Origin of the sequence: Amaricoccus tamworthensis (assembly GCF_049800875.1) — a bacterium.
GTDB lineage: Bacteria > Pseudomonadota > Alphaproteobacteria > Rhodobacterales > Rhodobacteraceae > Amaricoccus > Amaricoccus tamworthensis.
On sequence record NZ_JBNAFV010000011.1, the window covers coordinates 111,959 to 125,527 of the forward strand.

A 13,569-nucleotide genomic window follows, 5' to 3' on the forward strand; every position below is an offset into this window, starting at 1 on the left:
GCTTTGGGCGGACAAACATCATCCCGATTATCCTTGCTCATGGGGCCCTTAACACGCTCGGGCAGACATTTCGCTTTCTCGGGATCGAAGACTGATGGCACATCAAATCCCCCGAGTTTCAGACCGTCATAAACCCGAAACTTCGACGCGCGAAGCCTTGCGAAATATGATGAGACCTTACGAAGGGCCAAACCACACGGTGGTCGGCTTCAGCCTTCGGGACGGTGCTAGCGAGGTTCTGCACACTGGGACAATACCCGCGACCGACCCGTCGGGGGACTGGATCTTTGAAATCGGGTCCATCACCAAAGTTTTCACTGCAATCCTGCTTTGTGTCCTTATCGAAGAAGGCGCAGTGGACCCAAAGGCCCCGTTGTCAGAGATGTCGCCAGACCTGTCCGCCGTGCCCGAATGGATAACGGCTGAGAGCCTGACGACACATACAAGTGGTCTGCCGAATTTTTATCTTCCGCTCTGGAAGGTTCTGTTCAGCCCGTTGCAACAAAACCCATACGCCAATTTCAGCCGCACTGATTTGCTTTCTTGGTTGCGAAATTGGTCTGGCAAAGACCCCGGCGCCAAGCGCAGGCACGCGTACTCCAATCTTGGCGTCGGGCTGCTCGGCGAGGCGATGGCTATGAAAACGGGCATGTCGTTTCCTGACTTGCTGGCGCAAAAAGTCACGGGTCCGTTGATGCTCAAGGATACGACTACCAGATTGACTTCAACGCAGGCGAGTCGTTTCGTGCAGCCTCGGAACACAAAAGGCGACGATGTCCCGGTCTGGACTTTTGACGCGCTGGCCGGCGCGGGCGCGCTTAAGTCATCTGCCAATGATTTGATCCAGTTTTCTGCTGCGGTTCTGCGGGCGTTAGATCAGCCACGGAGTGTGTTGGATCGGGCGATGTGTCGGTCTGTCGAACCCCTTGTCGGCTTGGGACGGCGCGGGGCGCTGGAACCGATGGCACAATGCGCGGGGTGGCTCTCGTTGAAACTGGATCGTGCCGCACCTGGCATGCTTCATCACGACGGAGCAACGGCAGGTTCAACCTGCACGCTCTACATCTGCCCTCGACCTTCGGCTGCGATTGGCGTTCTGTCGAACAACTGCGTCGCTGGGAATCTTTGGGCAAGTACCAAGCTCAGCTGGTCAAACCCTGGACGACAGGCGCTGAACTACTTTGTTTCTGGGCCTATGCGCTCAGGCTCCAGGCTGGACAACGCCTGATCAAGCCAAATTGCCCAGAATGACCCAAAGCTGGTTCGACGATGAACAAGTTGTCCGGGAACAACGCAGCGAAGCTATGAGTTTGATTCTAATAGAGTGTATCTGAATGACCGGATCGACGATAAGCAGTGCCACGAGGAGCGCCGCCTGCTGCAAGCGCGAACGATTGCTGCGTCAGCAATAACCGCAGCTGCACAAGTCCGCTTTGTCCGTATCTTGTCCATTCAACTCGAGCGCAGCGAAGGTCCGGTCTACAACTTCACCGCCACTCCGTGCCTCTTAGGCTAGTCTGCGAACACCTGTCTTGCCGACGCGAGCCTCATCCAGTCTCGACCGCCGAATGCGACGAGAGCGAGATAAACAACTCCGGCATCTAAGTCCGGTTTGAATACGATGGTCAGTCGGTGACCTGCGCCGCCATGGCGCACTAGCCATCCGTCCAGCTTGCCCCGAAGGCGAGCACCTGATTTTGGGTTTTCGGCAATTTCTTTGATAAGGGCATCGATTTCATCGAGCCTGCGGCTTGCTGCAGCAACGTCACCGTCAGTCACGTCGACAATGTGATTAATGATACCGATAAGGTCCCGTTCAAAGAACGGATGCCGGATAAAACGCATCAGGTCTTCTGAGCCATCGCCGCAAGATGGACCCGCGCGCCTGCGGTGACGTCTGAGGCTTCGCCGACGGGTTCCCAGTGGTCGAGTGGCAGGGACAGGCGGCGTTCCAATTCTGCCTCAAACAAAGACCTTTCACGATCCCGCTCTGCCTTGGCCTTCGCCAATTCACCCGAGACCGCTGCGCTCACATTGGGGTACTCGCCCGCGTCGACCAGTTCCTTAGCAAAAGTGTAGGCCGTGTCGGTAAAACTGACAGATTGCTTTTGAACGCTCATGGCAGCCTCCTTGGTGCTCCAATAGACTACCAAGTATCGCGATTTCTGACAAGCCGTTTAGGCCGACCAAGTGTGGTGCATCAGCAGCCTTCCCGCCTCCCCTGCTCGGCTGCGCGTGTCGCAGGCGAGAACGGCCCTTCGGTCCGTCGCGCATTCGGCCATGCGGCCTCACCGCGGCGTCGCGCCTGGCATCCCGGTTTGCCCGCCTCGCGAGCACGTCCCTCCCCGGCCGCTCCGCCGGATTGCGCTCTGGTCTGTTTTGGCCTGAGGCCAAAACGATCCCGCCGCTCCATCCGTCTTACGCGTCCGGTCTGGCCGTTTGCCTGCTCGGGTCGGGCAAACCTACCGTCAAAACACACACACATGAGCGCGGAAGCATATCCTCCGGATGGCCCCCAAATCAGCCCGCGTCAAGGATCGCAAAACTTTTCGGCAAGGGCAGAGCCCGTGGCGCGGGGCGGTCCCGTGCGTGAGGGCGCGCATGTGTCCGGTGCTGCGCGCAGAAAACTTTTGCGCCCGGCAAGCCGGCGGCTGCGCCGTCCCTGACCCGGGCAGATTCGGAAACCAGGCATTCGGCCATGCCCCCACACTCACGTGGTGGCTCCACGACCGAACACTGGAGACCAGACATGGCTTACGACACCGCAAACACCTACGAGACGATCGAACTTTTCGGGCTGACCGAGAAGGACGCGCAGCTGCCGATCCCGGAAGATCACATCCTGACCGACCACATCATCCGCGAGAGCTTCGAGGCTTTGCTCGGGCAGTTGCGCGGGACCGGGCTTGAAGCGGAAATCGAACCGCTGGCCCATGGGCTCGCCACGATCCTGCAGCGCCGCAAGGTGGCGCTTGGCAAGGAGGTCGACCGCACCGCCGACAAGATCGGCGCGCTGGCAAAATCTCACGACGGATCGGAGATCGCCGAGACCGCGCTCGAAGAGGCGCAGGCGCGTTTTCTGCAGCTGCGCGAGATCGTCGGCGCCATCGAGGTAATGAGCGAGGCGGCGGCGGAATGCTACGAGGTCGAAACGGGCCACGCCTTCATCCCGGCAGCCGGGTCGCGCGCAAGCGTCCGGGCGCAGGAGACCGGGGCGGTCTTCGAGGCGCGGCAGCTCCTCGAGCAGCACGACCGTGAAACCGCTGAGAAGTCGAAAGTCGAGGGCGTACCCCTGATCGTCTCGGGCGCAACCGACTGGACCGATGTCGATGTGATCTTCAACACGCTCGACAAGGTTCGCGAACGGATCAAGCAGAACCGGAACCAGGAGATCTTCCTCTGCCACAAGGGTGGTAAGCACGGGGCGGAGATGATCGCGGCTCGGTGGGCCCGGGCACGCGGGATAGCACAGGCGCGCTTCGATCCGCGCTGGTCCGCGCATGGGCGGGCGGCACCGTTCAAGTGCAACGACGAAATGCTGGACGACAAGTTCGCGGCGACGGGGGTTGTGCTCTTCGGTGGCAACGGGGTCGCGCTGAACCTCGGGCAGAAGGCGGAAGCGAAAGGCCTGACAGTCATGCGGGTTGCGGACCCGGCGAAGAAGACCGCGCAGGAATGAAGAGAGAGGGTCGCGCTTGGCGCGGCCCTTTCGTCATGTCTCACGGCGCGTGCGATCGGTCACACTTGATCGGTAGCTCACGGCGTCCAGAACCGTCATCCCTCTACCCAGCCCGTCAGAGTGCGGCCCATCCGCATCGGTACAGGCTGGGGATGGTGCGCACCCCGCATATCGAAAGCAGCGCAAGACGCGAGGGGTCGAGACGTCACACATGAGGCTGAAGACCTGCACGTCCCTCGGAGGGTGTTTCGGAACATCGCATCCACGCGGGCGGGCGTCATCAGCACCCCGGCCAGGATCGGCGAGACGCGGACGCGGATGGTGGCGGCTGCGTGATGGCAGGGGTCATCCGGGTCTCTCCTTTTTGCTATGCATGTGGATCGCACGGGGTCGGCCCAATCGTGCCCTGCGCTTCGCTCCGGCAAGCACAAATACGGCTTCCACGGCGGAGCCGCGGACCCTCCGCATTTGCACTTGCGACCGGGCCTCTTGCCCCCGTGCTGGCAGATCCCCATCGCAACAAGGAGTAACCCAAATGACCAACCACTACGTCGCCACCGTCCCCGTCAAGTTCACCGATACCGATGGACAGGAGCGCACCCGCTTTCAACGCGTGGGTGCGATGTTCCGCAACACCCGCAACGGGGATGGCTCGGAGTTCTTCAGCCTCAAGCTCGACTTCCCGGTCGCGGTCTCGGAGCTGGTGATGTTCCCATCGAGCGAGAAAGATCCCCAGGACTAAATCCTCTGGCGAGGATGGGCCGCCCCAGGACGATCTTGGGGCGGCCCGATCCCTGTTCAAGGGATGCCTGGTCCGGCGGTCAGATCGCCCGAGGCGACCTCACGAAGCCGCCGGTCGCTGCGCATTCAAAGGACGCACTTCCCCCGGAAGGATCAGTGCGCGACAGACCGGCCAGTCAGCCTCAAGGGGGCCATCCGCAAAAACCTATCGGCCAGGGCCTCCCGGTTTTTGCGGCAGAGATTTGGGCCGAGCCAAATCTGGCCCTCCTTGACCCTGCCTGTCCGCCCTGTCGGTGGGGTTTGCGCCCGCCCGCGGTTCCGTCCGAACACATGCGTGTTCGGCCAGACCCTCGGGCGGTGCTGGGGAAGGGGACCCATTGGACAGGTGGGTCGCCCGGTGGTGAGGGCGGCAGAGCCGCGTCCCTGCGGGCCGCGGCGTGAAGCGGACACCAAGGCTGTCTGAGACTGAATACGACGTAAGTATATAATTGACAGTGTGGTATATTATCGTAAGGTGGGGGCAGCCTTGGTGGAAGGTGGCAGGAAATAGGGGGTCTTTCTTCCGCATGTCCCGAACAAAACGCCTGACAGAGATCGAGAAAATGCAGATCGTCCGCGAGGCCGCGGAGGGTGTGTCGACGTCTGAGCTGGCTGAGCGTTTCGAGGTCACATCGCGGGCCGTGCGCTACGTCCTGAAAGCCGATGCCGAGCGCCAGACGGATGCTGCCATTCCGGTCTCCGCAGTCAGTGTGAAGGTCACGGCTGCGGAGCTTGAGGCGCTCGACGAGGTGCTGGCGAAGGCGGGGATCGAGAGCCGTGCCGAGGGGCTGCGGCGGCTCATTCAGGCGGCAGGTGGGGTGTTCGTTCCGGATGCGCAGATGGCGGCCGAGATGGCGCGATACAGGGCCTCTTTGCACGAGGTCGGCAATGGGGTCGCGCAGATCGCCAAGCAGATGACGCGGGCCAACCGGATGGGGCAGGGGGCCGTGGGGGGTACGCGTGCCGAATTTTCCGAATTGCGCCTTGCGCAGATGCGCGGGCTGGCGCGGTTCATCCTGGATTCTGCTGACGAGATCGACCTGCTCCTGCGCCGCCGCCGAGACGCCATGCAGCTGCAAGCCACGGCCGCGCTGAGGGAGTTTGCCCATGCGGCTGAATGATGCAGTTGATGCCGTCACCGGCGAGGTCTTCCGGGATGGCTGGAGCCGCGTCCGGGGCTCGATGCAGGGGCTGCATGTCGCCAAGCAGAAACAGCTCATGCGCGCGGCAGCTGGGCACAGGCCAGCCGTCTTCAAGGCGATCCGGGGCGGGGGGACGCATGCTAAATCGCAGCTGATGAACCAGCTCGATTACCTGACCACCAAGTCTACGCATATCGTGGACTCGAGCGGGTTTCTGGATGGCAAGGCAAAGCTCGAAGCGAAGGACATCAAGGACCTCACCGAGCGCTTTGCCAAGCGGTGGGATGCAGGCTTCAAGCCCAAGCTGGGCCAGACCACACACATGCTCATGTCCTTCCCCATCGGCACGCGGGGTGAGGATGTGCGCGACATCGCGACGGATGTGGCCGAGCGGTTCTTCCAGAGTGACGCGGGGCATTTCGACTACATCATCGCGGTGCATGAAGACCGCGATCACCCGCATGCGCATCTGGTGCTGAACCGCCGCTCGCAAGAAGGCGAGTTCTTTTTCCTCGGGCGCAACCATCGCTTCAACTATGACGATTTCCGCCTTGCCATGGTCGAGGAGGCGGAGAAGTACGGCGTGCGCCTGGAGGCCACGCGCCGGGTGGATCGCGGGGTTGTGCATTACCCGGCCCCCACCCGCGAAGTTTATGCCGCGAAGGAAGAGGGGCGCGCACCCCGCGAGCGAGAACGCGTAGGGCAGGACCTGACGCGGACGCTGGCGGAGATCGCCAATACCAGAACTGTCTACCACTCGCTTGCCGCAGAGGCCTCCCGGGAAGCCCGGGAAGACATCGCCGCAGCCCTCTTCCGCGCGGGCGAGGTGCTGGCGCGTGGCGGGCAGGTGGACCGAACAGGAGATGTCTATATGGCCGAGGATCAAAGTTTCGAGGATCTAAGAAGCCTCTATGCGGAGAAGCTCGCGCGGGTACAGGGCATGATCGCCGAGAAGGCGGACGCGGAACGCCCCCTACTGGAAAAACGCCTCATCGAGATCCAGACGCAGGTCCAGCACATGCAGCCGCTCGGTTTGCGTTCGAGCACGTTGTCTGAGGCTCCGTCGGAAGGCGGGATCTATTCCGAGGCCAATATCGACGCCAGCCAGCGCGAGCGACTGGCCGAGCCCGACCTGAGATCGCGCATTGACGCGGCACTACGGGGCACGGGGATCAGCACATCGGAAGTGGTGGCCCGGATCGAGACGGGCGCGTCAAATGCAGCGCTTGAGCATCAATGGATCGCCGATGATCTCTCCAAGGTGGCCGAGGCGCGCGATCTGAACCTCGAACGCCGCGCTGATCTGGAACAGGCGCGCGACATTCTCAACGATGTGCATGTCGCGCTTGGTACGCTTTTGGAGCGCGAGAACGTGCTGCGCCGGGATGGCGTCATGGAAGCGGAACCGGTCAGCGAGCGGTTCCATTATCACCGGGAAACGGTCCGGGCGATGGAAGGGACAATCCGTCAGGAGATGCGCGCCGACGGCCTAACAGCGCAGCAGGTCGAGGACCGGGAGTGGGAGGTGGTCTCAAATGCAGAGCGCCGGATGGAGGCGGAGCAGCGCGCGTATCTCGAGGCACATCCGGAGCTACTCGCACGCCCTGGCGATGTGATCGACCGGTCCGAGCCCTACCGGGAGACCATCACCGATGTGGCCCGCGCCAGCGAGATCACCCGCGAGGTCGACCGGATCATGGAGGGACGCGACCTCCGCACGCCTGTTGCAGATGCTGTCGCCGATGACTTGCGCGCGCGCTATCCGGACATGCCCTCCCACCTCGCCCGTGGGCTCGGCGCGACCTATGCCGCCGTCGTCGAGATACGGGACACGGAGGCCATCAATCAGGTTCGCCGCGACAACGAATTGCGCGACGGGCTCGGGTCTGGCACGCGCGACGAAATTCTTGCCGCCCGCGGTGAAACTGCGCTGCAGTCTGACCGTACCGACCGTGTCGCAGACGAGATTGCGCGTGTCCTGGACCATGAACGGGCAGGGGATCTGTCCGCGCCTTTCGAGACTGAGGCGGAGCGGGACGCTTTCCGCGACGAGATCGCGCGGGTGCTGGATGACCGCCAATTGGGCCGCCTCACATCCGGCGATGCCGATGCGCTGGACAAGGTTCTCGAGGACCGCCTCGACCGGCTCTATGTCGCCAAGGTCTATCTGCAATCGGATTCCGCGACGGCCAATACCGAGGCCCTGCGCCAGGTGGTCGATGAACTCGCCGATGCTGAGTATGAAAAACACCGCGCGACAGACGTGGATGGCGAGACAGAGCGGGGTCAGGTTCATTGAGCGCCGCCATGGGAAAAGCGCGGATCGCAACAGGGGTCTTGCTGGTGACGCTGGTGACCGCCGCCATGGGCTATACCATTGCCTCGGCGGTGCTGACCTACCAGGACCTTGGCTTCGGGGCCGAGATCGACTTTGCCTATATCGCGCAGAACTACATGGCGATCCGCGATCGCCGCCCGGAGGACGCGCAACTCATCCACCTGATCATCGGCAGCTTTGCCGCCGCCGGCCTGATGCTGAGCCTCGCCCTGTCAGGATCCGCCCTGACACGGTTTGGCCAGACCCATTGGCAGAGCGCGCGCGAGATGAAGGCCAATGGTTTTTTCGGGGCGCCCGGGACCGGGTTCATCCTTGGCAAACTTGGGACGCCCGGTTCCCGCGCGAAGTACATCTGCTCGAAAGTCTTCCCGCACGCGCTGATTGTGGCGCCCACGGGCCGCGGCAAGACCACGGGCTTTGTCATTCCGAACCTGCTGACCTGGCAAGGCTCCGCCGTGACGCTCGATGTGAAGGGCGAGTGTTTCGAGGCCACGGCCCGGCACCGCGCGGCCCAAGGCGACAAGGTCTATCGCTTTGCCCCCACCGATTGGGAGGGCAAGCGCACGCATCGCTACAACCCGCTCCTGCGCATCTTTGAGCTGAAAGACCCCGCGCGCCAGCAGATGGAATTGCAGCTTCTCGCGACGCTCTTCCTGCAAAGCGACAATGACCGGGTGCAGGGCCTCCTGAAAGGCGGGATCGATCTCTTCGTGGCGGCGGGGCTCTTGGCGTTCCAGCGCAAGCGCCCGACCTTGGGCGAGATCTACCGCATCGCCGCCTCGGGCGGGAACAAGCAGAAGGAGTATTTTGCGCGCGGCCACGAGGTCGACAACAGGGCGGCCAAATTGATCTTCACGCGGCTCGCTTCGACCAACAACGACACGCTGACCTCTTATGTCTCGCTCCTGATGACTTCGGGGCTTGACCAATGGCAGAATCCGGCCATCGATGAGGCGACGGCGGTGTCGGACTTTGATTTCCGGACAATCCGCAAGAAGCCCTTTTCGGTCTATCTCGTGGTCCAGCCGTTGATGGTGAAGCCGCTGGCGCCGCTGATCCGCCTCTTCTTTTCCGATCTCCTCTCCGCCATGCAGGAAAAGGACCCCGGGCCGGATGAACCCTGGCCGGTGATGATCATGCTTGATGAGTTCAATCGCTTGGGCAAAATGCCCATCGTGGTCGAGAGCATCGAGACCCTGCGGACCTATCGCGGTCACCTCGCCGTGGTTACCCAAACCATCCCCGCCCTTGATGAAATCTATGGCGAGAACACCCGCCGAGCCCTGCAGGGCAACGCGGGCGTGAAGCTCTACCTCACGCCCTCGGATGAAAAAACCGTCGAAGAGCTGAGCAAGGCGGTTGGCAAGACCACGAAGACCGTCATCACGCGTTCGCAGTCCATCGGCAAGAACCCATTCGAGGGCCGTAGCCAATCCACACGGACCGAAGAAAGCTCCTTGCTCCCCGAAGACGAGGCGCGCCGCCTGCCGCTCGACGAGATCGTCATGGTGATCGATGCCCAGATGCCCGTCCGTGCTAAGCGGATCCAGTATTTTGACGACCGGCTGTTCAAGGCGATCCACGCGGCGCAGAGGGGCGAGTTGCCGTTTCCGGTACCGGGGGGAGGCGGGTCGCAAGGCACGCTGCCGCTGAGTGTGCGTGCCATGCAGATGACACCGCCACCGGACGGGCCCCGTGGATCCGAGGCCGACGTTGAGGCCGCACGCCAGGCTGCTGATGGCCAATCGCCAGGGCAAACCCACGTCGCTCCAAAGAAGACTGCGCCTGTCGTTCTAGCTGTGATTGCCGAGGAACAGCGCCAGATGGAGATGGATTTTGGGGGACAGCTTGCGGATGCCGAGACAGTGGGGGTGGATGATGAGGCGCAGATGCGTTCCGCCGTCGATGGCTTGGACGATATGGAAACGATGCTGCAGGAGGGGGATGGAGGTGAAAAGCTGGTTGCTCGATAAGGTGGCGTGCGTGATTTTCTGCTAGTCGGGCGGGAAGCGGTCGTTCGCTGCGAGTGCGACTCCGCACCCATCCGCCGCTAAAGCGGACGTTAGATGCAGCTGATTGGGCTAGACCCTTTTAGACACACACACAATAACTGCTGATATGTGACGCGCGCGTCTTAACCAAGAAACGAACGGTGAATAGACTCGGAGCAGAAGTCGCTTCTACTGAAATATTCCCGGTGAAATGCTAGTTAGATGCAAACTGTATTTCACGGGAATCGATTTAACATGGCGGATCAACATGAAGAACAGCTTTCACCGACTGTCACCAAGGTGCTGGATGAATTTCTGGCGGTGCTAAAAGCGGATGATGAAATAGACGAGAAGACCGCAGAGCGACTTGATAAGCTTCTTCGCTCCGGAAGGGCACCCAAGGCGGATGATCTTGAAGCGGCACTGTTTCCGGCGACGAAGGGTGACGAGGCGTGATCCGGATCAAGACCCTGCATATCGAAGAATTCCGTGGCATTCGGTTGCTGGACCTCGATCTTGCGGGCCAGAATTTTGGGATTTGCGGTCCCAACGGCACCGGCAAGAGCGGTGTCGTTGACGCTATCGAATTCTGTCTGACGGGCAATGTTACTCGCCTGTCGGGACAAGGGGCTGGCGAGCTGACCGTCAAAGGCCACGCGCCGCATGTCGATCAGCGCGATAATCCGGAAAAGGCGCTGGTCAGCTTGACCGCATCAATTCCGTCTCTTGGCAAGGATGTCACCATCACGCGCTCGGTCAAAGCGCCACGAACGGTGACGATCACGCCAGCCGGTGGTGCCGAAGAGGCTGCGATTACCGAGCTGCAGTCACATCCGGAGTTCGCAATCTCTCGGCGCGAAATCGTCAAATACATCATCACACCGCCGAACCAGCGCTCCAAGGATGTCCAGACGCTCCTGCGCCTCGACCAGATCGAGAAGACCCGTAGCGCGCTGCTGTCCTACGCCAACAAGTGCAAGCGCGAAGCCGAGGAAGCGGAGCGCGCGCGCGGGCGGGCCGAAGGTGAACTCAAGACGGCTCTCGGCGTAACGACTCTCGATCGTGATGAGGTGCTGGCCAAGGCGAACGAAAAGCGCGCGCTGCTTGGCCTTCCGGCATTAACCGAACTCACGCCCGCAACATCGTTCAAGGACGGCGTTGCCGAAGGCGATGAAAAGGCCAAGAAAGCAGGACCAAGCAAAGAAGTGGCTCTGGCCGATCTTGCTGCTCTTGCCAAGGATGCGGCGGCATCGCCGCCCGAACCGTTGTCCCAGCGGTTCGAAGCCGCCAACACCGCTCTCAAGGCGTTGAAGGATGACAAGGATGCGCTCGCGCTGGCGCGCCAGCACGGGTTCATCGAAACGGGCCTCGAATTTGTGAGCGGCGATGCCTGTCCGCTTTGCGATACGCCATGGGATGCAGAAGAACTCAGGGCACATCTCAAGGCCAAGTTGTTGAGCGCCGAAGCTGTCGGCGCGCAGCTTGAAACCATCCGGACGGCATTCGGTGTGATCTCCGGCGCTCTTGAAGATCGTATGTCCGCTGTCACCAAGGCCGCTGCCTATGGCGCGGCCCTCAAGGAGGCTGTGCCCAAGGAAGCTTTTGATGAATACGGTCAGGCGCTCGCTGCGGCGAAGCAGGCGCTCAACGCCTTTCTCGATGATCACGCCCTCATTGATGATGCTTTGGCGGTCACGGATGCGGCCTGGTGGGCGTTGCCGGAAGATGTTCAAACCCGCCTGGAAGAGGTGCAAACTGCGATTGGCGCGCAGCCTGATAGCTCGGCCGCTGATGCAGCGCGGGAATTTCTTGCCGTGCTTCAGGACCGCTATGAGCGTTTGCTGAGTGACAGCAAGACTGCGAAAGCCCAAAAGGCGCGTCACGCCAAGGCGCAGAAGGTCCACGATCACTACAATGATGTCTCCAACAAGGTCCTGGAGACGATCTACGACGCCGTAGCCACTGAATTCACGGATTTCTACAAGGCCATCAATGATGATGAGGGAAAGTTTACCGGTGAGCTGAAGGCCGAGCCCGCCAAGCTGAGCTTCAATGTCGATTTCTTCGGCAGGGGCACGTTCCCGCCGGGCGCTTATCACAGTGAAGGGCATCAGGACGGTATGGGGCTCTGCCTGTATCTGGCCCTGATGAAGCATACTCTTGGTGACAAGTTCACCTTTGCGGTTCTTGATGATGTCTTGATGTCCGTGGATACCGGCCACCGCCGCGAAGTCTGCCGTCTGCTCAAGACGCAATTCCCCAACACCCAGTTCATCCTGACCACCCATGACCGCGTCTGGCTGCAATATATGAAGACCGAAGGCCTCATCGGGCGCAGCCAGCTTTTCGGCGGCTGGAGCGTCGAGCTCGGTCCGCGCATCTGGGACGATCAGGATATCTGGACCGAGATCCAGCTGGAGCTCGACAGGAATGATATCGCAAAGGCTGCATGGCTCTTGCGGCGCTACCTAGAATATATCTCGACCGTGCTCGCCGATAATCTGCGGGCCTCCGTCGAATTTCGCGGTGATGCCCACTACGATTTGGGCGATCTGTTGCCGCCCGTGCTGAACCAGTGGCGAAGCCGTCTGGGCAAGGGCATCAAGGCCGCCGCGAAATGGGGGCATGACAAGACCAAGGAGGAGCTTGAAGAAAAGCTCGCCACAGCCGAAGCGCTAATCAAGGCCACAGACGCGGAGCGATGGACGATAAATCCATCAGTACATTTTAATGAATGGCAGAATTTCACCAAGGCCGAGTTTCAGGCCGTAGTGGACGCATTCAAAGCGCTGCTGGATCATATCCGGTGCCCAAACCCCAAGTGCGGCACTTTCCCTTACCTTACACCGCGCAAAGGGTCGGCTGAAGATCTGCGTTGCAGCTGTCAGACCATCAATGTCAATCTTAAGCTGAAGTAGCAGTACCAATTCTAATCAGTCCCGTTGTCCTGATCGCGAGGAATCAGCCAGCAGTAGGCTCGCATAGTCGAGATGGCCCTGATCAGCGAGAGCCCTTAAAGCAGCAACACGGGACTTTCTCGCCACAACATGGTCCGTCATTGTCTCAATCGAACGGAGCCAAGATGTATACTGATCATCAAAACCATGTTCGAGAGCTCCGGCAACCACCAACGCAAGATACCAGTCATAGGGAGCAAGATCGTTTTGTATTTCCGATGCGATGTAGGTTGTCGTAACGATAAACTGACCCGTCTTTGTGACCCTAAAATCATCAACTCTGTCATAGCCATTACCTGCGCCTTCGAATTTGTCGAGCGCGTCACGTTCTGCAAGACCAATCTCAAACAATACTCCAGGGGTTTGGAATTGAGCTGATTGTTTGATGAGGGTCGCCTTTCCCGAACCATCGACGCTCTTCTTCGAAAACCCCAAGCTATGACTATCAACCGAAGCTACGCCTACTAGCTTGGCGCTTGGGCAGCGCGCAATAAGACGGGCGCTCAACATGTTTGAACCGTAAGCAAAATAGAGAAAAGTCATGCCCAGATAGTAGCGTGACAATTAGTCGATGTCAGGCCTCGGAAGTCTCCCCCGGCAAGGCGTAATGCGTGCAATATCCTGCGGCATGGTGACTGTTGGCACACAGCATCACAGCACTCGATTTCGTATAATTTCTCAA

11 protein-coding genes are annotated in these 13,569 nt (G+C 60.6%); 8 read left to right on the top strand and 3 right to left on the bottom strand.

Features of this window, described 5'->3' with window-relative positions; genetic code table 11:
• Positions 1-94: 94 nt before the first annotated feature.
• Positions 95-1,228, top strand: a complete 1,134-nt coding sequence (locus ACP15P_RS16105) for a serine hydrolase domain-containing protein (protein WP_424929478.1) — start codon at positions 95-97, stop codon at positions 1,226-1,228.
• Positions 1,229-1,512: 284 nt separating this feature from the next.
• On the opposite strand, the gene ACP15P_RS16110 is transcribed toward ACP15P_RS16105, so the two are convergent.
• The gene (locus ACP15P_RS16110; RefSeq protein WP_424929479.1) at positions 1,513-1,845 is read right to left on the bottom strand and encodes a type II toxin-antitoxin system RelE/ParE family toxin; all 333 of its coding nucleotides are present in this window, start codon (positions 1,843-1,845) and stop codon (positions 1,513-1,515) included.
• Positions 1,845-2,120, bottom strand: a complete 276-nt coding sequence (locus tag ACP15P_RS16115; protein WP_424929480.1) for a hypothetical protein — start codon at positions 2,118-2,120, stop codon at positions 1,845-1,847. Before ACP15P_RS16115 ends, ACP15P_RS16110 begins: the two co-directional genes overlap by 1 nt.
• 629 nt (positions 2,121-2,749) lie before the next feature.
• Here ACP15P_RS16115 and ACP15P_RS16120 point away from each other — a divergent pair.
• From ACP15P_RS16120 to ACP15P_RS16150, 7 genes are all read left to right on the top strand, one after another.
• Positions 2,750-3,679: a DUF2493 domain-containing protein gene (locus tag ACP15P_RS16120; RefSeq protein ID WP_424929508.1), complete on the top strand. Its 930-nt coding sequence runs from the start codon at positions 2,750-2,752 to the stop codon at positions 3,677-3,679.
• A 535-nt stretch (positions 3,680-4,214) separates the two neighbouring features.
• The gene (locus ACP15P_RS16125; protein ID WP_424929481.1) at positions 4,215-4,421 is read left to right on the top strand and encodes a hypothetical protein; all 207 of its coding nucleotides are present in this window, start codon (positions 4,215-4,217) and stop codon (positions 4,419-4,421) included.
• Between the two features lie 565 nt (positions 4,422-4,986).
• Entirely contained in the window at positions 4,987-5,580 is a 594-nt protein-coding gene (locus ACP15P_RS16130) for a transposase (RefSeq protein ID WP_424929482.1), read from the top strand.
• Positions 5,567-7,900, top strand: a complete 2,334-nt coding sequence (locus tag ACP15P_RS16135) for a relaxase/mobilization nuclease domain-containing protein (RefSeq protein ID WP_424929483.1) — start codon at positions 5,567-5,569, stop codon at positions 7,898-7,900. Before ACP15P_RS16130 ends, ACP15P_RS16135 begins: the two co-directional genes overlap by 14 nt.
• 8 nt (positions 7,901-7,908) lie before the next feature.
• Positions 7,909-9,912 carry a type IV secretory system conjugative DNA transfer family protein gene (locus tag ACP15P_RS16140; protein ID WP_424929509.1) on the top strand — a complete coding sequence of 668 codons (2,004 nt, stop codon included), beginning with the start codon at positions 7,909-7,911 and terminating at the stop codon, positions 9,910-9,912.
• Positions 9,913-10,185: 273 nt separating this feature from the next.
• Positions 10,186-10,386, top strand: a complete 201-nt coding sequence (locus ACP15P_RS16145; RefSeq protein ID WP_424929484.1) for a hypothetical protein — start codon at positions 10,186-10,188, stop codon at positions 10,384-10,386.
• On the top strand, positions 10,383-12,848 hold the full coding sequence (locus tag ACP15P_RS16150; protein ID WP_424929485.1) for an ATP-binding protein: 2,466 nt from the start codon (positions 10,383-10,385) through the stop codon (positions 12,846-12,848). Before ACP15P_RS16145 ends, ACP15P_RS16150 begins: the two co-directional genes overlap by 4 nt.
• Positions 12,849-12,863: 15 nt before the next feature.
• On the opposite strand, the gene ACP15P_RS16155 is transcribed toward ACP15P_RS16150, so the two are convergent.
• Positions 12,864-13,451, bottom strand: a complete 588-nt coding sequence (locus tag ACP15P_RS16155; protein ID WP_424929486.1) for a gamma-glutamylcyclotransferase family protein — start codon at positions 13,449-13,451, stop codon at positions 12,864-12,866.
• Positions 13,452-13,569 lie beyond the last annotated feature (118 nt).